Below are 24,540 nucleotides of genomic sequence, written 5' to 3'. Positions count from 1 at the left end.
CATGAATATCCTTGAGGAGCGAAAACCGCTGTCGGCGGAGCACGCGCGGCTTCAAGATTCGTCGCCGGATACGCCTGGCAACTGGAAAACGATCGGGCCATACGTCAGCGAGCGCGCCTGGGGTACCGTGCGCGAAGACTACAGTGCCGACGGACAGGCCTGGCAATACTTCCCATACGAACATGCGCGCTCGCGCGCCTATCGGTGGAACGAGGACGGTCTTGCCGGCCTTTGCGATCGAGCGCAGCGCCTGTGTTTTGCTCTTGCCTTTTGGAATGGACGAGACCCTTTCCTGAAGGAACGTATCTTCGGTCTCGGCGGTCCAGAAGGAAATCATGGCGAAGACGCCAAGGAGTACTGGTGGTACATCGACGCAACACCGACCAGCTCGTGGCTTCGTTGGCGCTACCACTATCCGCACGCGGAGTTTCCCTACGCGTTGCTTCGGCAGGAGAACGCAAGACGCAACAAGGACGAGGTCGAATTTGAACTCGTGGATACCGGCATTTTCGAAGGGGACCGTTACTGGCAGGTCACGGCGGATTACGCCAAGGCGTCACCTGATGACATATGCATGCGCATCAGCGTTCGTAACGCGGGACCCGATCCGGCTGAGCTTCACGTGCTTCCGACTCTGTGGTTCCGCAACCGCTGGTCATGGGAGGCCGGCGTCGCGCGGCCGATGATCCGGGCGACCGCTGAAACTGGCAACGTCGGCGCGATCGCTGAAGAAGAACTGCTGGGTCGCTGGCGCTTCACTGCCGGGACGGATCCGGCGGGAAAGCCGCCACGGCTGCTGTTCTGTGAGAACGAAACCAATGCCCGGTACCTGTATGATATCACCGCCGAGCAGACGCCGTATCCAAAGGACGGCATCAACGACCACGTCGTTCACGGTGCGACAACGGTAAATCCTGCCAAGCAGGGTACAAAAATGGCCTGCTGGTATCGCCTCGAAGTCGCTGCCGGCGAAACTGTCGAGCTCAGGCTTCGCCTCGCACGTGATGGGCACGGCCAGACTACGAGCCTCGGGGCAGACTTCGAGCGGATCCACGCCGACCGGAGCCGCGAAGCTGACGAATACTATAAAGCGCTGACCCCTGGCGGCGCGAGCGAGGACGAGGCCGCAGTCATGCGGCAGGCGTTCGCCGGAATGCTGTGGGGCCAGCAGTTCTACCACTACGACGTCGCGCGCTGGCTCGACGGCGACATCATACGTCCGCCCGAGGCACGCGCGTCAGGTCGCAACGCGGGCTGGCGCCATCTCAACAACCACGACATCATCGCCATGCCCGACAAATGGGAGTATCCGTGGTATGCCTCATGGGACCTCGCCTTCCATTGCGTGGTGCTGGCGCACATCGACCCCTCAGCAGCGAAGCATCAATTGCTGCTGCTGACGCGCGAATGGTACATGCACGCGAACGGCCAGTTGCCGGCGTATGAATGGAATTTTGGAGATGTGAATCCGCCAGTTCAGGCGTGGGCCACGCTTGCAGTGTTCCGGATCGATGGCGGCACCGACTTCGATTTTCTGGCTCGCACTTTTCAAAAGCTCCTGATCAACTTCACCTGGTGGGTAAATCGAGAAGACGCATGTGGCGACAACGTGTTCGAGGGCGGCTTTCTCGGACTCGACAATATCGGCCCGTTCGACCGCTCGCAGATGCTTCCCGACGGCGACGTCCTGGAGCAGTCGGATGGCACCGCCTGGATGGCCAAGTTCTGTCTCAACATGCTGGAGATGGCTCTGCTACTTGCCAACCATCAGCCTAGCTACGAAGACGTCGCGGTAAAGTTCTTCGAGCATTTCGCTCTCATCGCCGCCGCCATGAGCAGGCTCTGGGACGACCAAGACGGATTTTTCTACGATCGACTTCGCAAGCGCGACGGCTCGACTTTCACGGTGCGCGCGCGTTCCATGGTGGGATTGTTGCCAATCTTTGCGGCCGTACAGCTCGATGCGGCGCTGTGGGAACGACTGCCGATGTTTCGCAAGCGCGCGCTCTGGTACATCGAGAACAAGCCGGGCCTTGCAGAATTTCTGCACATGTCGCCGGCCAATGAACGCCCTCGGCTGATCTCGCTGGTGGGCAAGTCGCGGATGAAGCGGATCCTCACGTGTATGCTCGATGAGTCGGAATTTCTGTCGCCTTACGGGCTCCGATCGCTGTCGCGTTACCACCGCGAACATCCGCTTATCGTCAACCTGGACGGACATGTCGCTCGTCTCGACTATGAGCCCGGCGAATCTCGGACCGGACTGTTCGGCGGCAATTCGAATTGGCGCGGACCGATTTGGTTCCCGCTCAACTTTCTCGCGATCGAGTCGCTACGACATCTTCATACCAGCCTCGGCGAAGACTTTACCGTTGAATTGCCGACAGGATCAGGCAGGCAGGCGAGCCTCGAGCAAGTGGCCGAAGAACTCGAGCGTCGACTGCTCAAATTGTTTCTCCGGAACGCAGAGGGCGAGCGACCAGCGCTGGGATCAAATCCCCGCTTCCGGCGCGGCGGGGCTTGGTGCGATTTATTGCTTTTCTACGAGTATTTTCATGGCGACACCGGCGAGGGCCTTGGCGCCTCGCATCAGACCGGCTGGACCGCTCTCGCCGGCGCGCTGGTGGCTACTCGGCGTTTGCGAAATGATAGGGACGCCTGCAGATGGCGCAATATTTCACTTTGTTCATCACCTACGTCGAGCGCGAGTCAGGAGGCATAAGTTTCCTAATGTGGGGTTCGGTCACAGCGTGCTTTGTGGGTCGATGCGATGGAACTTCCTTCGCTCCTCTTCGGTCAGATTGCGCTGCTGCTCTTCCATCGGGCGCCGTTGCCCTTCGTCGTTATCCTCACCACCGAAGCCCCATGAAGTCTTCTTGAGGCTCGAACAAGGCGCGTCCGGCAGCACCGACCTTGCGCCAGACACGCTTTGTCTCGACAAAGGCGGCTTCGCTGTTGCCCCTGGCGCCGCCAATGGCCCACTATGGCTACATACCGACACAAATCCATATAATACATGGATTTTTTTAGTTTAGCGTGACGCCAGTTTGGTTGGCTAGGATCTTCGGATCGGGGTTCTAGATCGCAGCGTCCGTGCGGGAGTTCACGCGCCGTTCACGGACTGCTGATCGGGGCGACGGAACCGGACGTATCGCGGTTCCGTTGAGGGCGGGGGCCAACTTGGGAGAACCATCCGATGCGTAAACTGATTATCGCCGCCACCGCACTGGCGTTTATTTCGTCGGCCGCTTCAGCACAGACCACCGACAAGTCCGGCGGCACCACTGGCCCCGCGGCGCAGAGCGACAATGCGAGCAAGGATGATGCGTCGAAAATGGCGCCGAAGAAGAGCTCGAAGAAGGTGGCCAAGAAGTCGTCGAAGAAATCCGGCGAAGACACGATGCATCAGTAAGACAGGCTTCATGGGGATCAAGGCCGTCCTTCGGGGCGGCCTTTTTTGATGTGCCTCGTCGCTGTGCTCACCGTCCTTGCGTCCGGATTTCCACTGAATTTGCAGGCCACTGTACGCACCGGGAGGAACATTTCCCTTGGTGTCGAATTACCGGCTGAAGACCTGCGGGCATGGACGGGTGATGCTGAACCTCTTTGACGATTCGGAAGAAGAAGCAGAGATCGAAAAGATCCTGGCGCATCACACCGCGATCAGCGCCGACCCCGACGAGCAGCAGTTTCGCGATGTGCTTCAGGCGCTGCCCGCCGCGATCTACACGACGGATGCAGACGGTCGCATCACCTTCTTCAACCACGCTTGCATCGAGTTCGCCGGCCGTGTGCCTGCCATCGGCGACATGTGGTGCGTGAGCTGGAAGCTGTTCCGCACGGACGGCACGCCGCTTGCGCATGAGGAATGCCCGATGGCGATCGCGCTTCGTGAGAACCGCCCGGTGCGCAACGTGGAAGCAATCGCCGAACGGCCCGATGGCTCGCGCATCTGTTTCATGCCCTACCCCACGCCCTTGCGCGACGCTGACGGCCGGCTGATCGGCGCCGTCAACATGCTGGTCGATACCACCATGCGCAAGCAGGCCGAGGAGCGCATGATGCGGCTCGCCTGGGAGGTCGATCATCGCGCCAACAATCTGCTGGCGGTGATCCAGGCGATCCTGCGCCTGACCAAGGCTGATACTGCGGAGGAGTTCCAGGCGGTCTTCCAGGGGCGCCTCAGCGCGCTCGCCAATGTGCAGCGGCTGTTCTCGGTGTCGCGCTGGACCGGCGCCAACATCCGCGCGATCATCGAACAGGAGCTCAAGCCCTATGCGGTGGACGACTCGAGACGGGTCGCGATAGACGGCGGCGATTTGAGGCTGACGGCCACGCTGGCGCAGGCGATCGCGGTCACCGTGCACGAGCTCGCCACCAACGCCGCCAAATATGGCTCGCTCTCCAGCCCCTCGGGAAAGATCGCCGTCAGTTGGCGGACCGATAACGCCAACCTTTCCCTGCGCTGGCAGGAGAGCGGCGGACCAAGAGTGGCCGAGCCCACCCGCACCGGATTTGGCGTCGACGCCGTCGACGGCGTGGTCCGAACCTTGAGCGGCACCATCATCCGGCAGTGGAAGCCGGAAGGCCTGATCTGCGAATTCTGCTTCCCGGATATCGCGGCGTAGCGAGCAGCCCCTTACATCTGCACCTCGATCAGCCTCGGTCCCGGCTCGGCGATCGCCTCCGCGAGCGCCTTGTTGAACTCGTCGGCCGTGGTGACCGCGCGGCCGGGCACGCCCATGCCCTTGGCGAGCGAGACGAAGTCGATGGTCGGCCGGTCGATCTTCAGCATGTCCTGCGCGCGCTTACCCGGCTCGCCGGCGCCGACGCCGTCGAACTCGCCGCGCAGGATCTGGTAGATGCGATTGGCGAACACGATGGTGACGACGTTGAGGTTCTCGCGGGCCTGCGTCCACAGCGCCTGGATCGTGTACATCGAAGAGCCGTCGCCGACCATGCAGATCACCTTGCGATCGGGAGCGGCCACCGCGGCGCCGGTCGCAACCGGCGGCGAGAAGCCGATCGAGCCGCCCATGTTCTGCAGCCAGTCATGCGGCGCGGCGGCCGCCGTCGGCGGGAAGAAGCCGCGGCCGGTGGTGATGGATTCATCGACCACGATGGCGTTCTCCGGAATCGCGCACGCAATCGCCTGCGCGATCGAGGCAAACGTCAGCGCGCCAGTCGGCTTCGCAAGCTCGACGAGCTTCTGCGGCTTGACGTCCTGCGGCTTGGCCCCGAGCGCGCCAGCCAGCGCCTCCAGCGCCGCCACCGAATTCTCCCCGCCCGCGGTCATCCGATGCACCTCGCACCCCTCCGGCTTCAGCAGGCTCGGCTTGTTCGGATAGGCGAAGAAGGCGACGGGGTCGTTGGCCTCGACCAGCACGATGTTCTTGAAGTCCTTGAGAATAGGCAGCGCCTGCTCGATCACGTAAGGAATGCGGTCGATCAGGAAGCGGCCCCTGCCGCGCGCCATCTTCGGATTGTAGGTCTGGCCCATTACCTTGCAGCCGGTCTTGCCGGCGATCTGCTGGGCCAGCGCCAGCCCATGCTCGGTCAGCGCACTGCCGGTCAGCAGCAACAGGTTCTGCGCGCCGCCTTCGCGCAGGATCTTGGCCGCCGCTTCCACCGCCTGTGCCGAATAGTTCGGCCGCTGGCTTTCGGCCGGGACCTGGGCGATACCGTCAGCCTCGTTCCATGCGGTGTCGGCGGGCAGGATCAGGGTCGCGATCTGCGGCGGCGTGCTCTTGGCGGCGGCAATCGCGGCAGCGCCATCGGCGGCGACCGACTTGGCATCCGGCGAGGTCCTGACCCAGGCCGACATCGGCCGCGCCAGGCCCTCGATGTCGGAGGTCAGCGGCGCGTTATACGCGATGTGGTAGGTCGCGTGCTGGCCGACGATGTTGACGATGCCGGAATTCGCCTTCTTGGCGTTGTGCAGGTTGGCAAGGCCGTTGGCGAGACCCGGGCCGAGATGCAGCAGCGTCGAAGCGGGTGTTTCCTTGATACGGAAATAACCGTCGGCCGCCCCCGTCACCACGCCCTCGAACAGGCCGAGCACGCAGCGCATGCCCTCGACCCTATCAAGCGCGGCGACGAAATGCATCTCCGAGGTGCCGGGATTGGTGAAGCAGACGTCGACGCCGCCCGCGACCAATGTCCGCACCAGACTTTCCGCACCATTCATGTCTCGCTCCCGCATTCCCGCGCTGTTTTGTTGGCCTAAGTAATGTTGTGTTGGCCCAAGTCGACTATCCCAAGCCCGGCGTTCCGAGCCCAGATCAACCATTGTTCGCCCGTTTCGTCAAAGGTTTAGCGGGACATTGCTGCCATCGTTTCTGATGTGTTGCCTTTTTTAACCGCGGTGCTCGAAAATCCCTTGCTCACGGCGGCGTGGGTTGCGCATTCGAACAACTTATGGCCTCACTTTCATGAGGCTGGAAATAACGCGAGGAAGGCAATGACACGGGGCAGGGTTTTGCTGGCGGCGGCGCTCTTGATGCTGGGAGGCGCCGGTCAGGCGCAGGCCCAATTCTTCGACACCCGCGACATCATGGGCGGCGGCCCCAGCTTCTTCGGCACCGGCGCGAGCCCGATCCAACGGACGACCGTGATGTACCCGAGCCGTTATGCGCCGGGCACCATCGTCATCAACACCGCCGAGCGACGGCTTTATCTCGTCCTCAATGACGGCCAGGCGCTGCGTTATGGCATCGGGGTCGGCCGCGACGGCTTCCGCTGGGGCGGAACCCATCGCATCACCGCCAAGAAGGAATGGCCGAGCTGGACGCCGCCGGCGCAGATGCTGCGACGCCGTCCCGACCTGCCGCGCCACATGGCCGGCGGCGTCGAAAATCCGCTCGGCGCCCGCGCGCTGTATCTCGGCTCGACGCTCTACCGCATCCACGGCTCGAACGAGCCGGAGACGATCGGACAGGCGGTATCGTCTGGCTGCTTCCGCATGACCAACGAGGATGTGGTGGATCTCTATAGCCGCGTTTCCGTGGGCACCACCGTCGTCGTCAAGAATTAGGACGGTGCGGGAACCAGCGCTGCCATGCGCAAGCAAGCTTGCGCGCGCACGGTGATTGCGGCAGCGTTATAGCGATGTGCACGCTTCACCGTATCCTGGCTGTCCTCGTCCTCGCAATCGCCTCGGCCGCGATCATGCCCGGCCTCGTTGCGCCGCCGGCATGGTCGGGCGAGAACCCATCGATCGCCGCGCGCCAGCGCAACGAGAAGAAAGCCTTCACCGATAGCGAGATCATCGAAGGCTTCATGAAGACGGCGTTCGGCGCCGAGTACCACCTCGCCGGCCGCGTCGACCGCATCCGCAAATATGACTCCCCGATCAGGGTGTTCGCCGACGGCACCCGCGCCGACCGCAAGGCCCAGCTCGCAAAGATCGTCGGCGATGTCGCCGCCAAGGTCCAGCACCTCGACATCGCCATGACCGAGAGCAGCGAGATCGCCAATGTGAGGGTGAGGCTGGTGCGCGACCGCGATCTCTATCGCACCATCACGACCTTCTATGGCAGCGAGCGCGCGAAAGAAATCCGCTCCTCGCTCGACCCGCAATGCCTGAGCGGCTTTCGCAAGAACGACAATTTCGAGATCGAGCATTCCGACGTGATCCTCACGGTCGATAACGGCGACTTCGTCTTCTTCGATTGCGCCTATGAGGAACTGCTGCAGTCGCTCGGCCCGATCAACGATACCTCGAGCGTGCCCTGGACCATGTTCAACGACAACGTCTCGATGGGCTATTTCGACATCTACGACCAGTACATCCTCAACCTGCTCTACGATCCCCGTATCAAGGCCGGCATGACCGTGCAGGACGTCAAGGCCTTGCTGCCCGACGTCCTCGCCGACGTCCGCGCGTGGGTGAAGAAGGTGAACAATCTGCCGGAGTGAGGGGGTGCTTCCCTTCTCCCCTTGTGGGAGAAGGTGGCGCGCATGCAATGCGCGACGGATGAGGGGTTGTCTCCGCGGGCGACGGTGCGCGTGGAGAAAGACCCCTCACCCATGTGCGCTCTTGGCTAGCGACGGAGTAGCCCTCTCCCACAAGGGGAGAGGGCGCACCAATTGACAGCGCCACGCCTACCATCCAGCGCAGTGCTCGCGAGGGTGGGCACGCTTCGCTTTGCCCACCCTACGGCGTCGCGGAAAGTTCTGATTCAATTTTCAAACAGCAATTCCGTAGGATGGGTAGAGCGAAGCGAAACCCATCGCGATGGAGCAAGCCGCACGCATGATGGGTTTCGCTTCGCTCTGCCCATCCTACGTGTGACCCGGCGGATGTGAGTTCGCGTTCTCGCGGCGCATTGCGTCCGAGCTTTGCTGCACTTTCCACCCTCTCATTCAATAGAGGGCGCAGGGAAAGCCGGGTGCCGGTTGCACCCGTGGGTCCCGTGCAACAAAAAGCACGGGGGTAGGACCACAGGTTCAACCGAAGCATTCCGGCTTTCCCTGCGCGATGGTGTTACGGTTTCCTTCGTGCTCTCCTCGGTGACCGGGCTTTCTTGCCACCGTCACCCGCGGCAGCTCTTGCTGCTCGCGAGCTTAGCGCCAGCGTCGGGGCGCCAGGACCACACGACTTCGCCGTCCGTGATGTGCATGCTCGTCAGTCACACCCATCACGTCCACCGCATCTCACCGCAACGTTCGTGACGATCGCGAGCCGCCCCTCATCCGCCGTGAGACGCGCGGAGTTAAATCACTGATTTGCCCGACGACGGAAGCGGAATGTTTTTTCCGCGAGGGCTGGACAGACTTTAGGTGATTTGCCCGTCGGGTTGATTTGTCGCAGCTCGCGACCCAACACACGCTGTCATTCCGGGGCGTCCGAAGGACGAGCCCGGAATCCATTTCGCCACTTGTGCAGGCGGAAAAATGGATTCCGGGCTCGACGCTTCGCGCCGCCCCGGAATGACAGGGGGATATGTGGTGAAATAGTTTCCGGGTTCGCGCTGCGCGCGCCCCGGAATGACGCCGGTGGTCGGCTCCTACAGCCTGGTGCCGGCGCTGCAGATCGACTTCAGCGCGCGCCACTCTCCCGCGGTCAACAATGGTGGGCCGCTGGCGGGGCGGTTTTCGCGGGTCATACGGGCGAGGCGGTCTTCGGTCATGGGGTGGCTTGCGATCAGCGACAGGCCCCTGTCGCCTTCCTTGCCGGTGATGCGGAACATCAATTCTCCCATCGGCTTGGTCGGCCGGCCGAGCCGGTGCATGGTCTCGATCGCGAAGCTGTCGGCGTTCTGTTCGGCTTCGCGGGAATGCGATGCGTTCACCAGCGTGCGCGAGCCGAAGATCACCGCGCCGGAGCCGGTGATGTCGCCGAACAAGAGGCCGATCAGGAACGAGGTGCCGCCATTGTGGATCATGCCGCGCAGGCCGTCGCGATGCTGGAGATGGCCGAGCTCGTGGGCGAGGATGCCCGCGAGCTCATCGACATTTTCGGCTTTCGCGAGCAGCCCATCCAACACATAGACCCTGCCGCCCGGCAACGCGAAGGCGTTCGGAATCGAGGTCGAGAGCACGCCCGATTGCAGCGACGTGTCCATGCCAGCGGATTCGCGCAGCGTGTTGACGAGTTTTTCAAACGCGCGCTGGCCGGCGGGGTTGCCGCACGACTTGCCGTCGAACACCATCTTCACCTGGCTGTCGGCGACTTCGCCGAGCCGCCGCTCGAACGCGACAGGCACCAGAGCCGCCAGCCGGTCGGCGGCAAGCGGCACGCCGAACAGCACGACCAGGACGATCGACACGGTCGCCGCCAGCGACCAGCCGACGATGCTCGCAACGCCGCGGCCGCCGAGCACATGCTCGTCAAGCTTTTCGCAGCGCGCGACGAGCTCGGCCGCGAGCGCGGCATCGCGGATCTCGAGCCGCGCCAGCGCGGCCGCAGAGATGCAGGCGAGCCGCAGCTTGCCGGACGGACCGTCGGCGCGGCGGATATCCGCATAGGGCCAGGCGGCGATCCGCTGTCCGTCCTCCTCGATCTCGAGCACGTCGGCGAATCGCAGCGTGACCGCGTGCCGCTTGCTCGACGTGCCGTCGAAATAGAAGGCGGAGCTAAGTCCACTGTCGATCGCCCCGCTCATGGGTCAAAAGCCCCCGACGTCGAGACCGTCGGCGAAGCCCTCGCCGAGCGCGTTGGCGAGCTCACCTCGGGCGGAGACATTGGCCGTCGCGTCGATGCCATGGACGATCGTCGACCCCAGCACCTTCACCCAGAGATCGCGCATCAGATAGACGCGGATCACGACATTGATGGCCAGCGCGAACAGGAGATAGCCAACGCCCAGGAGCACCAGGAACGGAATGCTCCCGGTAAATTCCTGGCTCGCGAAGAATTCCTTGAGCGGCGTTGCGCTCATGCTGGCGACCAGCACCGCGGATAGCGCGAGCCAGGCCGCAAACACGAGGCCGAGCACGACAATCCAGCCGATCACTTTCCAATAAAGCCCGATCAGCGCGCTGCGCTTCAGCGTCGACTCGAGCCGCACGCCGCCGAAGCGGAGGCCGGACAACCACCATCGCCATTCGACCGCTTTGTAGGCACCGTAGGTGAAGGGCGCGAGCGGCACGATGCAGACTGCCACCGGCACCAACAGCCAGAGCCACCAGCCGCGCTTGAAGAACTCCCAGCCGCGCCCCTCGAAGCTGCCCTGCAGGTCGCCATAGTAGGAATGGCGCATCTTGTAGCGCTCGAGCGCCGCGACGCGCCACGGCAGGGCGAGGCCGAGGGTGACGATCACCGCGAGTCCCCACAACGCCGAGAGCCCGGCATAGGCCCAGCCGGAGCCGCTCATCCAGAATCGCACGCCGCGCCACACCGTCCGCGTCAGGCGGTAGCGGCGCGCGCGAAAGATCGCGAACTGTCCGAACAGATAGAAGAACGCCACCAGCGGAATGCTCGCGAAAGCCTGGGCGCGCTCGGCCTCGAGGCCGACCAGGAAATAAGCGAGGTAAACCGGCACCAGGATCGCGAGCGCGACCAGGAAGCCGATCAGAAGCTCCTTGCCGCGGCCGGTATATTCTGCGGCGTCGCCTTCGATCTCGGTGTTGGACCAGAGATGACGGCGCATGTCGGTCGCCAGCCAGAACCGGTAGAAGCCGAGCGTGACGAATTCGAGCCCGGCGCCGCGCTTGACCAGGTCGAAGAACTCGCGGCGGCTGCCGGTAAACGCAACCGGTATCTGCGGCGGTACAGGCAGGGGTGGCGGTTGCGGAGGCCCAATCGGGGTCCAGCTCATCTCGTGCACGGGGATCAACTCCAGGCAGTCTCTGCGGATCGCACAAAACCACAGATTTATCAAAGGAAGTGTGATCGAGATATTCGCGCAGGAGTCGAGTGTAAAGTGAATGACGTGCCGTGCAGATGACGGAGGTATCCGGTGCCCGTCATTCCGGGGCGTCCGAAGGACGAGCTATGATGTGCAATTGCAGATCAGAGAATCCATCGAGCCACACATCGCCCTGTCATTCCGGGGCGCGACGTAGTCGCGAGCCCGGAATCCATTTCGCCATTTGTGCAGGCGGAGAAATGGATTCCGGGTTCGACGCTTCGCGTCGCCCCGGAATGACAAGTGGAGAGAATGCCGCTACGCGGTCTTGTCGAACAGTTCGCGGCCGATCAGCATGCGGCGGATTTCGCTGGTGCCGGCGCCGATCTCATAAAGCTTGGCGTCGCGCAGCAGGCGGCCGGTCGGATAGTCGTTGATGTAGCCATTGCCGCCGAGGAGCTGGATGGCGTCGAGCGCGCATTGCGTCGCCTTCTCGGCGGCGTAGAGGATCGCGCCGGCGGCGTCCTCGCGCGTGGTCTCGCCGCGGTCGCAGGCTTTCGCCACCGCATAGACATAGGCCCGCGAGGCGTTCATCGTGGTATAGATGTCGGCGACCTTGCCCTGCACGAGCTGGAAAGTGCCGATCGGCTGGCCGAACTGCTTGCGCTCGTGCACATAGGGCATCACCACGTCCATGCAGGCCTGCATGATGCCAATCGGGCCGGCCGCCAGCACCGCGCGCTCATAGTCGAGGCCGCTCATCAGCACGTTGACCCCGCGGCCGACCTCGCTGAGCACGTTCTCCTCCGGCACCTCGCAATCCTCGAACACCAGCTCACACGTGTCGGAGCCGCGCATGCCGAGCTTGTCGAGCTTCTGCGCGGTGGAGAACCCCTTCATGCCCTTCTCGATGATAAAAGCGGTGATGCCGCGCGGACCGCCGTTCGGATCGGTCTTGGCATAGACCACCAGCGTCTCGGCGACAGGACCGTTGGTGATCCACATCTTGTTGCCGTTGAGCACGAACCGATCACCCTTCTTCTCCGCACGGGTCTTCATCGAGACCACATCGCTTCCGGCGCTCGGCTCGGACATTGCGAGCGAGCCGACATGCTCACCCGAGATCAGCTTCGGCAGATATTTCCGCTTCTGCGCCTCGTTGCCGTTGCGGCGGATCTGGTTGACGCAGAGGTTGGAATGGGCGCCGTAGGACAGGCCGACGGACGCGGAGGCACGCGAGATCTCCTCCAGCGCGATGCAGTGCTCGAGATAGCCGAGGCCTGTTCCGCCATATTCCTCCTCGACGGTGATGCCGTGCAGCCCGAGCGCGCCGATCTTCGGCCAGAGGTCGCGCGGGAATTGGTTGGTGCGGTCGATCTCGGCCGCGCGTGGGGCGATCTCGTTGCTCGCGAAATCGTACACGGTCTCGCGGATCGCATCCGCGGTCTCGCCCAGGTCGAAATTGAACATCCGTTGCGCGTTGGGAATCATGGCGAGCTGCCTCCAGAATGGCTTGTTGCCCTAGGCTTATTCGCTGCCGGGCGGCTTGTCACGGGGAGGTTTCTTCTTCCGCTCCCCGCACCGCCGTCATTCCGGGGCGACGCGAAGCGTCGAGCCCGGAATCCATTTCTCCGCACGTATATGCGGCCCAATGGATTCCGGGTTCGTCCTTCGGACGCCCCGGAATGACGAGGGCGGTAGGTACCTTCCCTCTCCCCGCAGGCGCGGCTCGGTGGAAGCCGATGCGGCCAAATGTGCCAAACTCGCCCTTGCCCTGCGCGGCGTGACGGGTTGTAATCCGTCAAAAATGCGCCCGACGGAACAACCGGACCGGGACGATCCAAGGAGATACGCCATGCACGGGACGGTCGATCGCGCCCAGAGCGAAACCCAGGAGGCCGCCCGCGAGCGGGCTTATGCGATCCCGCTGGATCAATTCGACCCCAGCGCTCCCGAACTGTTCCGGACCGATTCGTTCTGGCCCTATTTCGACCGGCTACGCCGGGAGGAGCCGGTGCACTATTGCCGGGACAGCCTGTTCGGGCCCTATTGGTCGGTGACCAAGTATAACGACATCATGGAGATCGAGACCAACCATTCGGTGTTCTCCTCGGCCGCCTCGCTCGGCGGCATCACCATCCGCGACATCGCCCCGGATCTGCGCCGCGAAAGCTTCATCGCAATGGATCAGCCGCGGCACTCGGCGCAACGGCGGACCGTGGCGCCGATGTTCACGCCGACCCATCTCGACGAGCTGGCGATCAACATCCGCAAGCGCTCGACCGAATGCCTCGACAACCTACCGCGCGGCGACGTGTTCGACTGGGTCGACAGGGTCTCGATCGAATTGACCACGCAGATGCTGGCGGTGCTGTTCGATTTCCCCTGGGAGGACCGGCGCAAGCTGACGCGCTGGTCGGACGTCGCCACCACGCTTCCGGGCACCGGCGGGCTGGTCGCGACCGAGGACGAGAGGCAGGCAGAGCTGATGGAATGCGCCAGCTATTTCTCGCGGCTGTGGAAGGAACGGATCGACCAGCCGCCGAAGAGCGACCTGCTCTCGATGATGGCGCACAGCCCGGCGACGCGCGACATGGACCCGAAGAACTTCCTCGGCAATCTGATCCTCTTGATCGTCGGCGGCAACGACACCACGCGCAATACGCTTTCCGGCAGCATCTATGCGCTGAACCGGAATCCGGACCAGTATCGCAAGCTGAAGCAGAACCCTGACTTGATCGATAGTTTCGTGCCGGAGGTGATCCGCTGGCAGACGCCGCTGGCGCATATGCGCCGCACCGCGCTTGCCGACATCGAGTTCCGTGGCAAGCAGATCCGGAAGGGTGACAAGGTCGTGATGTGGTACGTCTCGGGCAACCGCGACGAAGATGTGATCGACCGCCCCTACGAGTTCATCATTGATCGCGCCCGTCCCCGCACTCACATTTCGTTTGGCTTCGGCATCCATCGCTGCGTCGGCCTCAGACTTGCCGAATTGCAGTTGAAGATCATCTGGGAAGAGATCCTGAAGCGCTTCGACACGATCGAGGTGGTGGAGGAGCCGAAGCGCGTGTATTCGAGCTTCATCAAGGGATATGAGACGCTGCCGGTCCGCATCGCGGACTAGAGCGTTTTCGAGCGAAGTGGACACCGGTTCGCGTGAAGAAAACGCGTCAAAACGAAAATCTAGAGCTTCGGTTCTGATTCCATCAGAACCGAAATGCTCTAGCGCTTTTGGGAGTTGATAACCATGAACGTGCAGACTTCGGTCAGGGTCGACAGGAACGAGCTGATGCGCCTGGCGCGCGAGGAGGCCTATTCGACGCCGCTGAAGAATTTCCACCCGGGCGCGCCAAGGCTGTTCCAGAACGACACGTGGCAGCCGTGGTTCGAGCGGCTGCGCAAAGAAGAGCCGGTGCATTACTGCACCAACGCGCCGATCGAGCCCTATTGGTCGGTTACGAAGTACAACGACATCATGCATGTCGACACCAACCACGGCATCTTCTCCTCTGATGCGACGCTTGGCGGCATCGGCATCCGCGACATGCCGGTCGGCTATGACTGGCCGAGCTTCATCGCGATGGACCAGCCGAAACACTCGGCGCAGCGCAAGACGGTGTCGCCGATGTTCACGCCGACGCATCTGGACGAACTTGCCAAGCTGATCCGCGAGCGGTCGCAACGGGTGCTGGACGGCCTGCCGCGCAACGAGACATTCAACTTTGTCGAAAGGGTCTCGATCGAATTGACCACGCAGATGCTGGCGACGCTGTTCGACTTCCCCTGGGAGGAACGGCGCAAGCTGACGCGCTGGTCCGACGTCGCTACCGCTCTGCCCAAGAGCGGCATCGTCGACTCGCCGGAGCAGCGACGGAAGGAAATGGACGAATGCTACGCCTATTTCGCCAAGCTCTGGAACGAGCGCGTCAACGCGCCGCCGCGCAACGATCTGTTGTCGATGATGGCGCATAGCGATGCGACGCGGCACATGGACCGCGACAACCTCATGGGCAACCTCATCCTGCTGATCGTCGGCGGCAACGACACCACGCGCAACACTATGACCGGCTCGGTGCTGGCGCTGAACGAAAACCCGGAGCAGTACGAGAAGCTCAGGCAAAACCCTGAATTGATCGACTCGATGGTGCCGGAAGTGATCCGCTGGCAGACGCCGCTCGCCCATATGCGGCGTACCGCTCTTGAAGATACCGAGCTCGGCGGCAAGACGATCAAAAAGGGCGACCGCGTCGTGATGTGGTATGTCTCGGGCAACCGCGACGAAGAGGTGATCGACCGCCCCAACGAGTTCATCATCGACCGACCGCGGCCGCGCACGCATCTGTCGTTCGGCTTCGGCATCCACCGCTGCGTCGGCATGCGGCTCGCCGAGTTGCAATTGAAGATCATCTGGCAGGAGATGCTGAAACGGTTCGACCGTATCGAGGTGGTCGGCGAGCCCCGGCGGATCTATTCCAGCTTCATCAAGGGATATGAGACGCTGCCGGTGCGGATTCCGGGGTGATCGTCATTGCGAGGAGCGAAGCGACGAAGCAATCCATGCTTCCACAAGTGGCGAGATGGATTGCTTCGCTTCGCTCGCAATGACGCGGGGAGAGCGGCGCACTCCACTCTATCCCCTCACCCTGAGGAGGTCGCGTAGCGACCGTCTCGAAGGGCGAGGCCACAGGCCGGGCCTCAGCTCCGTCATTGCGAGGAGCGAAGCGACGAAGCAATCCATGCCTCCGCAAGTGGTGAAATGGATTGCTTCGCTTCGCTCGCAATGACGGAGATATAAAAACCTGGCATGACAGCCTGCACCAGATGCGAAGGGAAGGCTGCGCGAGCTTCCCTTAAGTCTTCTGTTGGCGCGCCGCAACGGCTTACGCCAGCTTGATGTCCCAGAGGCCTTCCTTGCGGCAGGCGGCGACCTCCTCGCGCAACAGCGCAGTGACGGCGGTGGTCGCGATCGAGGTGGGACGATCGATCGGAGAGGCAATGATCAGCTCGCGCGACAGCGGATTTGCGATCGCCGCGGTTTCCAGCCGTCCGTCGGCGACTTCGCTCCGCACCGAGGATGGCGGCAACAGCGCAAAGCCGAGCCCCTCCTCGACCAGGCTGGTGAGCACGCGGAACGAATCCGCCTCGAGCTGGACGTCGAGCTTGATCTTCTTGAGCGCCGCGGCGTGCTCGATCAGGGCACGGAGCCCATGCGAATGACTGGGCAGTACCAGGCGCTGGCGCAAGAGCCAGCCGATCTCGACCTGCTTCTTGCGCGACAAGCCGCAGCCGCGAGGGCCGACCGCTATGATCTGGTCGCGGCCGAGCGGCTGCGCCGCCAGATGCAGGTCCGCGGTGCGGCCGTAGATGATCGAAATATCCATCTCGCCGCGGTGCAGCCATTCGATCAGGTGGCCGCTATAGCTCTCGACGATGCGCAGCGAGATGCCGGGGAAATTCTCCACGCAGCGGCGGGCGAAGCGCGCCGAGAGCACGCAGCTCACCGTTGGCACCAGGCCGAGCACCACGCGGCCGGACGGCGGGCCCTGCGCGGACTGGATGTCGTCGCGGATCTGGTCGACCTGGCGGACGATGCCGGAGGTGCGCGCGAGCAAGAGGCGACCGGCATCGGTCAGCACCATGCCGCGGCCGTTCCGCGTAAACAGCTCCGTGCGCAGCTCGTGCTCGAGCAGCTTGATCTGCCGGCTCAGCGCCGGCTGAGCTATGCGCAGCGTGTCGGAGGCCTTGCTCAGGCTCCCGAGTTCCGCGACGCAGGTAAACGTCCTAAGCTGGCGGAAATCCATGCTTGCCAATCTTGGAATGCTACTTCATACGCTATAACAAAACAGCATAGGGAGTTTACGCCGGCGCCACAATGGTCCGCCGCGCCTTTCAGATCCGCCATCCCTTAAACGAACGCGCCGGTGATTTCCGATGACCGCACAAGAACACCATGACGACTATTCCGACATCCGCGATGCGGTGGCAAAACTCTGCGCACAGTTTCCCGGTGAATACTGGCGCAAGCTCGACCGGCAGATGGCGTATCCGAAGGAATTCGTCGATGCGTTGACCGAAGCCGGCTATCTCTCGGTGCTGATCCCCGAGGAGTATGGCGGCGCGGGGCTGAAGCTGTCCGCGGCGGCGGCGATCCTGGAGGAGATCCAGCGTGCCGGCTGCAACGGTGGCGGCTGCCACGCGCAGATGTACACGATGGGCACGGTGTTGCGGCACGGCAATGCCGAGCAGAAGGCGAAGTATCTGCCGAAGGTCGCGAGCGGTGAATTGCGGTTGCAGGCCTTTGGCGTGACCGAGCCGACCAGCGGCACCGATACGTCGTCGCTGAAGACGTTTGCGCGCAAGGACGGCGACCACTACGTCGTCAACGGCCAGAAGATCTGGACCAGCCGCGCCGAGCATTCCGACCTGATGATCCTGCTCGCGCGCACCACGCCGAAGGAGCAGGCGAAGAAGCGGACCGACGGGCTGTCGGTGTTCATCGTCGACATGCGCGAGGTCAAGGGCAAGGGGCTGGAGATCCGCCCGATCCGGACCATGATGAACCACGCGACGACAGAGGTGTTCTTCACGGACATGCGGGTGCCGGCGGAAAACCTGATCGGCGACGAGGGCAAGGGTTTCCGCTACATCCTCTCCGGCATGAATGCCGAGCGCATCCTGATCGCGGCCGAATGCATCGGCGATGCCAAATGGTTCATCGCCAAGGCGACCAACTACGCCAAGGAGCGCGCCGTGTTCGGCCGGCCGATCGGCCAGAATCAAGGCATCCAGTTCCCGATCGCAAAAGCCTATGCCTCGATGCGTGCGGCCGAGTTGATGGTGAAGGAAGCCACCCGCAAGTACGAAGCCGGGCTCGATTGCGGTGCGGAAGCCAACATGGCGAAGATGTTGGCGGCGGATGCGTCCTGGGAAGCGGCGAATGCCTGCGTGCAGACCCATGGCGGCTTCGGCTTTGCCGAGGAATACGACGTCGAGCGCAAGTTCCGCGAGACGCGGCTCTACCAGGTGGCGCCGATCTCGACCAATCTGATCCTGTCCTTCGTCGCCGAGCATGTGCTCGGCATGCCCCGCTCCTACTGAGGTGAGACGCATGCTGCCGCTCGAGGGACTGACCGTCATCGCCGTGGAGCAGGCGGTGGCTGCGCCGTTCTGCTCGTCGCGCCTGGCCGATGCCGGCGCGCATGTGATCAAGATCGAACGGCCCGAGGGCGATTTCGCCCGCGGCTATGACGCCGCCGCCAAGGGCCAGAGCAGCTATTTCGTCTGGCTGAACCGCGGGAAGGATTCGGTCGTGGTCGATCTGGCGACCAAGGAAGGCCGCAGCGCGCTGGAAGAGCTGATCGCGGGCGCCGACGTGCTGTTGCAGAATTTGAAGCCGGGCTCGATGGACAAGCTCGGCTTCTCGCTTGCGCGGCTGCGCAAGGATTATCCGAAGCTGATCTGCTGCACCATCACGGGCTATGGCGATGAAGGGCCGTATGCCAATCGCAAGGCCTATGATCTCCTGATCCAGGCCGAGAGTGGACTCGCCTCGATCACCGGCGGACCGGAGGGCGCCTCGCGCGTCGGTATGTCGATCGTGGACGTTGCGACCGGCGCGACCGCGCATGCGGCGATCCTGGAAGCGCTGATCGCGCGCGGGCGCACCGGCAAGGGGGCCGACATCCGCATCTCCATGTTCGACGTGATGGCGGACTGGCTGACGGTGCCGCTGCTCAATGCCGAGGACGGCAAGCCGCCGAAGCGCATGGGCCTCGCCCACCCCTCGATCGCGCCCTACGGCGTGTTCCGCTCCAGGGACGGCAAGGAGATCCTGATCTCGATCCAGAGCGAACGTGAATGGAAGAAGCTGTGCGCCGAAGTGCTGGGCCAGACGGAGCTACCGAAGGATCCGCGCTTCGCCAACATGGTCGAGCGGGTGCGCAACCGCGCGCTGACCGACCAGACCGTCGGCGACGCCTTCGCCAAGCTGACGCGCGACGAGCTGCTGCAGAAATTGGCCGATGCCGACATCGCTTTCGCCGAGGTCAACACCATGGCCGATCTCGCCCACCATCCGCATCTGCGCCGGATCGAGGTCGACACGCCGAACGGCCGCGTCGCCTATCCGGCACCGGCTGCGATTGTCGTCGGCGAACCGCGCCACTACGGCGCGGTGCCGGCGATCGGCGAGCAGACCAGCGCCGCAAAGTCCTCTCCTGCCCGGGCCAAATCATCATGAGCGAACAACTCGACCTCGATCATCTCAGGCAATGGATCGGCCGCACCAGTGAAGCCTCCGACACCGTCACGGCGCAGCTCGTCAAGGGCCTGCGCGCGACGCTGTTCCAGGAGATCGGCGAGCCCAAGGTGGGCGATGCCGCGCCGTTCACGGTGCATTGGTGCCTGGCGCAGCCGGTGTTTCCGATGTCGCAGCTCGGTCCCGACGGCCACCCGACCCGTGGCGGCTTCCTGCCGCCGGTGCCGCTGCCGCGCCGGATGTGGGCCGGCGGCGAGCTCGAATTCCTCGACACGCTGCGCGTCGGCGACGAGCCGAGGCGCGTCTCGCGCATCTCCGACGTGAGCTTGAAGAGCGGCTCGACCGGCACGCTGTGCTTCGTCTCCGTCCATCACGAGATGACGACGCCGCGCGGGCTCGCGATCCGCGAGCGGCAGGATATCGTCTATCGCGAGATGACGAGCACGCCAGCGGCCACATCGGCGAAGGCTCCGCCCCCGCCGCCGATTGCAAAGCACCGCGAGAGCCACATGGCCGATCCGGTGCTGCTGTTTCGCTATTCGGCGCTGACCTTCAACGGCCATCGCATCCATTACGATCGCGACTACGTCACCAAGGTGGAGGGCTATCCCGGCCTGATCTTCCACGGGCCGCTGCAAGCCGCGTTCATCATCGAGCTGGCGGCGAAGCTTCATGGCGGCCAGCCGCCGAAGAAGTTCGTCTATCGCGGCGTGCAGCCGCTGTTCGAGGGCAGCGAGTTCTCGGTCAACGCCAATGAGAATGGCGAGGCTCTGGATCTGTGGACGGCTAATGCTGAAGGGCAGCCGACGATGAAGGGCACGGCGACGTGGTGACGCCGTGTTAGGGCCGTCATTGCGAGGAGCGTAGCGACGAAGCAATCCACGCCTCCGCAAGGGGCGAGATGGATTGCTTCGCTGCGCTCGCAATGACGGAGTAAAACAATAAAGTAGGGAGAATCGCCTGATGTCGTCCCGCAAGCCCGCCGCCGCCAACAGCAAAGCCGTCACGGTCAAGGACGCGACGTTCGGACTGCTCCGTGCCTTCGGCATCAAAAAGGTGTTCGGCAATCCCGGCTCGACCGAATTGCCGTTCCTGAGCGACTGGCCCGATGACATCGACTATGTGCTGGGACTGCAGGAATCCTCTGTCGTCGGGATGGCCGACGGCTATGCGCAGGCGACGCGCAACGCCGGCTTCGTCAATCTGCATTCGGCGGCCGGCGTCGGGCACGCGCTCGGCAATGTCTTCAACGCCTACCGCAACCAGACGCCGCTGGTGATCACCGCAGGCCAGCAGGCGCGCTCGATCCTGCCATTGCAGCCGTTCCTCTACGCCGAGCGCTCCACCGAATTCCCGCAGCCCTATGTGAAATGGGCGGTCGAGCCGGCGCGGCCTGAGGACGTGCCCGGCGCGATAGCACGCGCCTATTACATCGCGATGCAGCCGCCCTGCGGCCCGACCTTCGTCTCGGTGCCGGTCGACGACTGGAACCGGCCGACGCAGCCGGTCGAGGCGCGCCAGATCAGTCGCGAGATCGGGCCCGATCCGGCGGCGATGAAGGCGGTGGTCGCCGCGCTCGCCGACAGCAAGCACCCTGCCCTCGTCGTCGGCCCCGCCGTCGACCGCGCACAGGCCGTCGATCTCATGATTGAGGTCGCGGAGAAGACGCAAGCCTTGGTGTGGGCGAGCCCGTTCTCGGCCCGCTGCTCATTCCCCGAGCGGCATCCGCAATTCGCCGGCTTCCTCCACGCTTCCCCGGGGCAGCTCTCGGAGGCGCTGCGCGGGCACGACTTGGTCGTCGTGATCGGCGCGCCGGTGTTCACCTTCCATGTCGAGGGCCACGCTTCGATCTTCGATGGCGCAACCGCGCTGTTCCAGATCACCGACGATCCAAACGCTGCGTCCTTCACGCCAGTCGGCAACAGCATCATCGGCACGATGAAGCCGTCGCTTGCGACGCTGCTCGAACTGTTGCCCGAAACCAGGCGAGCCGTGCCCGCGGGCCGCGCGCTGTCGCCTGTGCCCGCACCCGGCGATCCGATTCCCGCCGAGTTCCTGATGCATTTGCTTGTCGCCGCGATGGGGCCGCATGACGTGCTGGTGGAAGAGGCTCCCTCGCATCGCCTGGCGATGCAGAAGTTCATGCCGATGCGCGGGCAGGACAGTTTCTACACCATGGCGAGCGGCGGCCTCGGCTACAGCCTGCCGGCGGCGGTCGGCATGGCGCTCGGCCGCACCGGTTGTCGCATCGTCTGCCTGATCGGCGACGGCTCGGCGATGTATTCGATCCAGGCGCTGTGGACCGCCGCGCAGCGCAAGCTGCCGATGACGGTAGTGGTGATCAACAATTCAGGCTACGGCGCGATGCGCTCGTTCAGCCAGGTGATGCAGGTGCGCAACGTGCCGGGGCTGGAATTGCCAGATATCGATTTCGTTAAGATCGCAGAAGGCGTGGGCTGCGACGCGGTGCGGGTGACGAAGGCCGCCGAGCTTCCAAGCGCGCTGAAGCGTGGGCTTACACATGACGGCACGAGTCTTGTCGAGGTGGTCGTGGATTCCGCGGTGCCGCTGCTCTACACGCAGAAGGGATAGCAGCCCGTAACCCGGATGGAGCGAAGCGCAATCGGGGCCACGCTGTCCCTCTCAGGAAGCCAGGAATCCTCCGTCTTACGCTGGAGATACAAGCGTTCATACACGGGACAGAGAGCACGGGAGCTTCAAATGTTCCGGCGATCACCTAGCTGAGGCCGTCCGATCCAAACCCTGTTAAGGCAGCGGGTTGCCCAGTCGAGCCGGGGTCTTCCTTTTAGTCGCGCTTGAGCTTCGTGGTAAGGGCCGACGTAGCGAAGCCGGGTTGGTATTGCCGAGTATACGCGTCGGATGCGTGCGAGCGCACGTTCCGCGGCTTTCCTGTCCCGTTCGTCAAACGCAAATCCGAAGCCCATGCGAATGCGGTCAGGCAGCAGCTCGGCGCTTAGGGCTTGATACCATCGCGGTACGCGCAACCATGGACGACCGCCGGCGAAGATCTGTCCAGCCACGTGGCGGGCGGTGTCGGTAACCGACAATGTGTCCGATTGCATCATGGCCCGGTTGTAGGCGACAAATGATTGCCAATCCGCAGGCAAGTCAGTCGGCTTCAGCCCGAACAACGCCCCAAAGAGCCGGCTTTCGGCCCAATATCGCTCGCGCTCTTCAACCGAGAGCGGAGGCAAGATCATGTCGTGCACCATGAGAGCGGTCTCGACGAGGGTCGCGTGAACCCACAGCAACGCCGCCACCTCATTGGCGCGATAGGGTGAGCCACGCTCGAAGGGACCGATCGCTTCGGGCAAGCGGCCGACGATCGTGGCATGGCGGCGGTGGAGATGCCGGGCAGCAGCAAGAGCCGTATCGAGCGAGCCGAACACCATCGTAAACATAACGTCAAAGGTTCGATGAAAACGACCGATCGGATCCGCAAAGGTCCGCGAGTGCTCCGCCACAGCGGCCGCGATCCAGGGATGCGCCAGTTGAAGGAGCAAGGCACGACCGGCGCCCAAAAAGATGACCGCTTCTCTATCGATCCTCCAGGTCATCGAGTCCGGACCAAAAATGCCCTCGGCAGATCCGGCAGCCCGAGCCCGGACGAAATCCAGAGCAGCCTCCAGTTCGCTTGCAGAGACCAATGCGCACCTTTCCGTGTGGACGATGACAGCTTATCCCAGCCGGCTGCAGATCGGACAGCCGGCATTTCCGAGTTTGCCCTGCAAGCAGATAAGACGCATAGATGCCAAAATGGGCGCATACGACCCGGCCCAAAGCCGAACAACAGTTCCAGCCGTAATCACGTCGGCTGCCCGAGCCAGGCTCGGCTCCCACCCTTATCGCGATCCGAATTGATCCGGATCATGGATTGTTCCGTCCAACTCATAATGGTAATGGCAAAATCATCCTGTCATTGCGGGAGCGCTGAGAATTGCCGCAGGACGATCCGGCCCGCGCCTTGCGCGAACACGACCGGCAGCTGGTAGCGCTGGCACAGGAAGACCGCGCGGACATTGGCGTCGAAAGCAGACATAGGATATTTTTTGGTCCTTGTCGGCTCGCGCCAGCAGCGCCGGCTAATTACGGACTGCGTACAGGGGCGTCCTGACCGTCAGTTGATAGGCGGGCTTGGGCACCCACATGATTTCGGCGGTGATGCCAAACAGCCGATTGTCGTTATCGTCCATGCGATCGAGATCGAGCCGCATGATCGGTTGCGTGAACGGCTGAATGGGCGCAAGGGTTAGAAGCTGCGCCCCTTCGAAGGACTGCACGCCCACACGGCCAGTGAATTTCCAATTATTGGACCATTGATAGTAGCCGCCGACATAGACGATCGTGTTCGGGTTGATCTTCACGAGCGTCGTGCCGACGTCAGTGCGCGTGTCCTGGAAACCGGCGAGGAAGCCTTTGGTCTCATCGGAATCAAGTGCATAGTCGAATTCGAGAATGTTGTTGAAGGACGTTGTGGCCAGCGGACCATTGGGGATCGATTGTGTGATCGTCGATTGCAGCGTCACGGTCGGAAAGGTCCCGCCGTTCTGCTGGTAGAGATCCGCCTGGAAGCCGACGTTCCAGCTTGTGGCTTGAAAGGACGACCACCCGCTGCCTCCGAACTCCGTCGAACTGCCGGAGACGCCTCCGTATAGCGAGACACTGTCGGTGACATCGACCGTCAACGGAAAATCCACGTTGAGCGATTTTGCTGCTGGCAGGCCGGTCGGAAACGCCGCGCGGTTCGGTGTTGCGAGCGTTCGCAACGCATCGAATAGAGTTGGATGTCCAAAGCCAAATGCGAGCGATCCTGCCGGCACCTGCGCGTAGCTTGTCCTCAGATCAAGATAGACCGCCGGTATCGATGCGCTGATAGCGCCGTCATCATCATTTGCGCCAAAGGCTGTCCCAGCGGAGAGGATCAATGTCGCGTGCAGTCCAGCTTTCAACATCAGCCGGAAAGCCGAA

At 63.1% G+C, this 24,540-nt stretch carries 20 protein-coding genes; 11 read left to right on the top strand and 9 right to left on the bottom strand.

What is annotated here, in order from left to right:
• Position 1: 1 nt before the first annotated feature.
• Positions 2-2,722, top strand: a complete 2,721-nt coding sequence (locus tag AC5ZG1_RS20850; protein ID WP_496133936.1) for an MGH1-like glycoside hydrolase domain-containing protein — start codon at positions 2-4, stop codon at positions 2,720-2,722.
• A 21-nt stretch (positions 2,723-2,743) separates the two neighbouring features.
• On the opposite strand, the gene AC5ZG1_RS20845 is transcribed toward AC5ZG1_RS20850, so the two are convergent.
• The gene (locus AC5ZG1_RS20845) at positions 2,744-2,908 is read right to left on the bottom strand and encodes a hypothetical protein (protein WP_496133935.1); all 165 of its coding nucleotides are present in this window, start codon (positions 2,906-2,908) and stop codon (positions 2,744-2,746) included.
• 288 nt (positions 2,909-3,196) lie between these two features.
• Between AC5ZG1_RS20845 and AC5ZG1_RS20840 the strand changes: the two genes are divergently transcribed.
• Together AC5ZG1_RS20840 and AC5ZG1_RS20835 are read left to right on the top strand one after the other, a co-directional pair.
• Complete coding sequence (locus AC5ZG1_RS20840) at positions 3,197-3,412, top strand: hypothetical protein (protein ID WP_028165417.1); 216 nt, start codon at positions 3,197-3,199, stop codon at positions 3,410-3,412.
• A 181-nt stretch (positions 3,413-3,593) separates the two neighbouring features.
• Positions 3,594-4,628, top strand: coding sequence for an HWE histidine kinase domain-containing protein (locus AC5ZG1_RS20835; protein ID WP_496133934.1), 1,035 nt, complete (start codon positions 3,594-3,596; stop codon positions 4,626-4,628).
• Positions 4,629-4,639: 11 nt separating this feature from the next.
• Here AC5ZG1_RS20835 and AC5ZG1_RS20830 read toward each other — a convergent pair whose 3' ends face one another.
• A complete protein-coding gene (locus tag AC5ZG1_RS20830; protein WP_028165416.1) occupies positions 4,640-6,187 on the bottom strand; it encodes an acetolactate synthase large subunit in 1,548 nt (515 codons plus the stop codon).
• A gap of 273 nt (positions 6,188-6,460) precedes the next feature.
• Here AC5ZG1_RS20830 and AC5ZG1_RS20825 point away from each other — a divergent pair, with 273 nt between their 5' ends.
• Both AC5ZG1_RS20825 and AC5ZG1_RS20820 read left to right on the top strand, forming a co-directional pair.
• Complete coding sequence (locus tag AC5ZG1_RS20825) at positions 6,461-7,033, top strand: L,D-transpeptidase (RefSeq protein ID WP_496133933.1); 573 nt, start codon at positions 6,461-6,463, stop codon at positions 7,031-7,033.
• Positions 7,034-7,167: 134 nt separating this feature from the next.
• Positions 7,168-7,917, top strand: a complete 750-nt coding sequence (locus AC5ZG1_RS20820; RefSeq protein WP_496134007.1) for a DUF2927 domain-containing protein — start codon at positions 7,168-7,170, stop codon at positions 7,915-7,917.
• Between the two features lie 1,091 nt (positions 7,918-9,008).
• Here the strand turns inward: AC5ZG1_RS20820 and AC5ZG1_RS20815 are convergent.
• The 3 genes from AC5ZG1_RS20815 to AC5ZG1_RS20805 form a co-directional block, all read right to left on the bottom strand.
• A complete protein-coding gene (locus tag AC5ZG1_RS20815) occupies positions 9,009-10,106 on the bottom strand; it encodes a M48 family metallopeptidase (protein ID WP_496133932.1) in 1,098 nt (365 codons plus the stop codon).
• A 3-nt stretch (positions 10,107-10,109) separates the two neighbouring features.
• Positions 10,110-11,261 carry a DUF898 family protein gene (locus tag AC5ZG1_RS20810; RefSeq protein WP_496134006.1) on the bottom strand — a complete coding sequence of 384 codons (1,152 nt, stop codon included), beginning with the start codon at positions 11,259-11,261 and terminating at the stop codon, positions 10,110-10,112.
• A gap of 348 nt (positions 11,262-11,609) precedes the next feature.
• The gene (locus AC5ZG1_RS20805; protein WP_130227248.1) at positions 11,610-12,782 is read right to left on the bottom strand and encodes an isovaleryl-CoA dehydrogenase; all 1,173 of its coding nucleotides are present in this window, start codon (positions 12,780-12,782) and stop codon (positions 11,610-11,612) included.
• Between the two features lie 364 nt (positions 12,783-13,146).
• Between AC5ZG1_RS20805 and AC5ZG1_RS20800 the strand changes: the two genes are divergently transcribed.
• Both AC5ZG1_RS20800 and AC5ZG1_RS20795 read left to right on the top strand, forming a co-directional pair.
• Positions 13,147-14,418, top strand: coding sequence for a cytochrome P450 (locus AC5ZG1_RS20800; RefSeq protein WP_496133931.1), 1,272 nt, complete (start codon positions 13,147-13,149; stop codon positions 14,416-14,418).
• A 123-nt stretch (positions 14,419-14,541) separates the two neighbouring features.
• Positions 14,542-15,816 carry a cytochrome P450 gene (locus tag AC5ZG1_RS20795; RefSeq protein WP_130227250.1) on the top strand — a complete coding sequence of 425 codons (1,275 nt, stop codon included), beginning with the start codon at positions 14,542-14,544 and terminating at the stop codon, positions 15,814-15,816.
• A gap of 358 nt (positions 15,817-16,174) precedes the next feature.
• Here the strand turns inward: AC5ZG1_RS20795 and AC5ZG1_RS20790 are convergent, their stop codons facing one another.
• On the bottom strand, positions 16,175-17,095 hold the full coding sequence (locus AC5ZG1_RS20790; RefSeq protein ID WP_496133930.1) for a LysR substrate-binding domain-containing protein: 921 nt from the start codon (positions 17,093-17,095) through the stop codon (positions 16,175-16,177).
• A gap of 130 nt (positions 17,096-17,225) precedes the next feature.
• Here AC5ZG1_RS20790 and AC5ZG1_RS20785 point away from each other — a divergent pair, with 130 nt between their 5' ends.
• The 4 genes from AC5ZG1_RS20785 (at position 17,226) to mdlC (ending at position 22,143) form a co-directional block, all read left to right on the top strand.
• Positions 17,226-18,392 carry an acyl-CoA dehydrogenase family protein gene (locus AC5ZG1_RS20785; protein WP_028161769.1) on the top strand — a complete coding sequence of 389 codons (1,167 nt, stop codon included), beginning with the start codon at positions 17,226-17,228 and terminating at the stop codon, positions 18,390-18,392.
• Between the two features lie 10 nt (positions 18,393-18,402).
• Entirely contained in the window at positions 18,403-19,533 is a 1,131-nt protein-coding gene (locus AC5ZG1_RS20780; RefSeq protein ID WP_496133929.1) for a CaiB/BaiF CoA transferase family protein, read from the top strand.
• Entirely contained in the window at positions 19,530-20,384 is an 855-nt protein-coding gene (locus AC5ZG1_RS20775; RefSeq protein ID WP_496133928.1) for an HTD2 family dehydratase, read from the top strand. The genes AC5ZG1_RS20780 and AC5ZG1_RS20775 overlap by 4 nt, the downstream gene beginning before the upstream one ends.
• Before the next feature lie 130 nt (positions 20,385-20,514).
• A complete protein-coding gene (gene mdlC / locus AC5ZG1_RS20770) occupies positions 20,515-22,143 on the top strand; it encodes a benzoylformate decarboxylase (RefSeq protein WP_496133927.1) in 1,629 nt (542 codons plus the stop codon).
• A 125-nt stretch (positions 22,144-22,268) separates the two neighbouring features.
• On the opposite strand, the gene AC5ZG1_RS20765 is transcribed toward mdlC, so the two are convergent.
• The 3 genes from AC5ZG1_RS20765 to AC5ZG1_RS20755 form a co-directional block, all read right to left on the bottom strand.
• Positions 22,269-23,219: an oxygenase MpaB family protein gene (locus AC5ZG1_RS20765; RefSeq protein WP_496133926.1), complete on the bottom strand. Its 951-nt coding sequence runs from the start codon at positions 23,217-23,219 to the stop codon at positions 22,269-22,271.
• A gap of 269 nt (positions 23,220-23,488) precedes the next feature.
• Positions 23,489-23,611 carry a hypothetical protein gene (locus tag AC5ZG1_RS20760; RefSeq protein WP_496133925.1) on the bottom strand — a complete coding sequence of 41 codons (123 nt, stop codon included), beginning with the start codon at positions 23,609-23,611 and terminating at the stop codon, positions 23,489-23,491.
• A 43-nt stretch (positions 23,612-23,654) separates the two neighbouring features.
• Positions 23,655-24,524 carry a hypothetical protein gene (locus AC5ZG1_RS20755; RefSeq protein ID WP_496133924.1) on the bottom strand — a complete coding sequence of 290 codons (870 nt, stop codon included), beginning with the start codon at positions 24,522-24,524 and terminating at the stop codon, positions 23,655-23,657.
• Between the last annotated feature and the right edge of the window lie 16 nt (positions 24,525-24,540).

Source organism: Bradyrhizobium sp. Leo78 (assembly GCF_059512425.1).
Note: the sequence above shows the minus strand (reverse complement) of the source record. Positions and strands in the feature narration are given on the sequence as shown.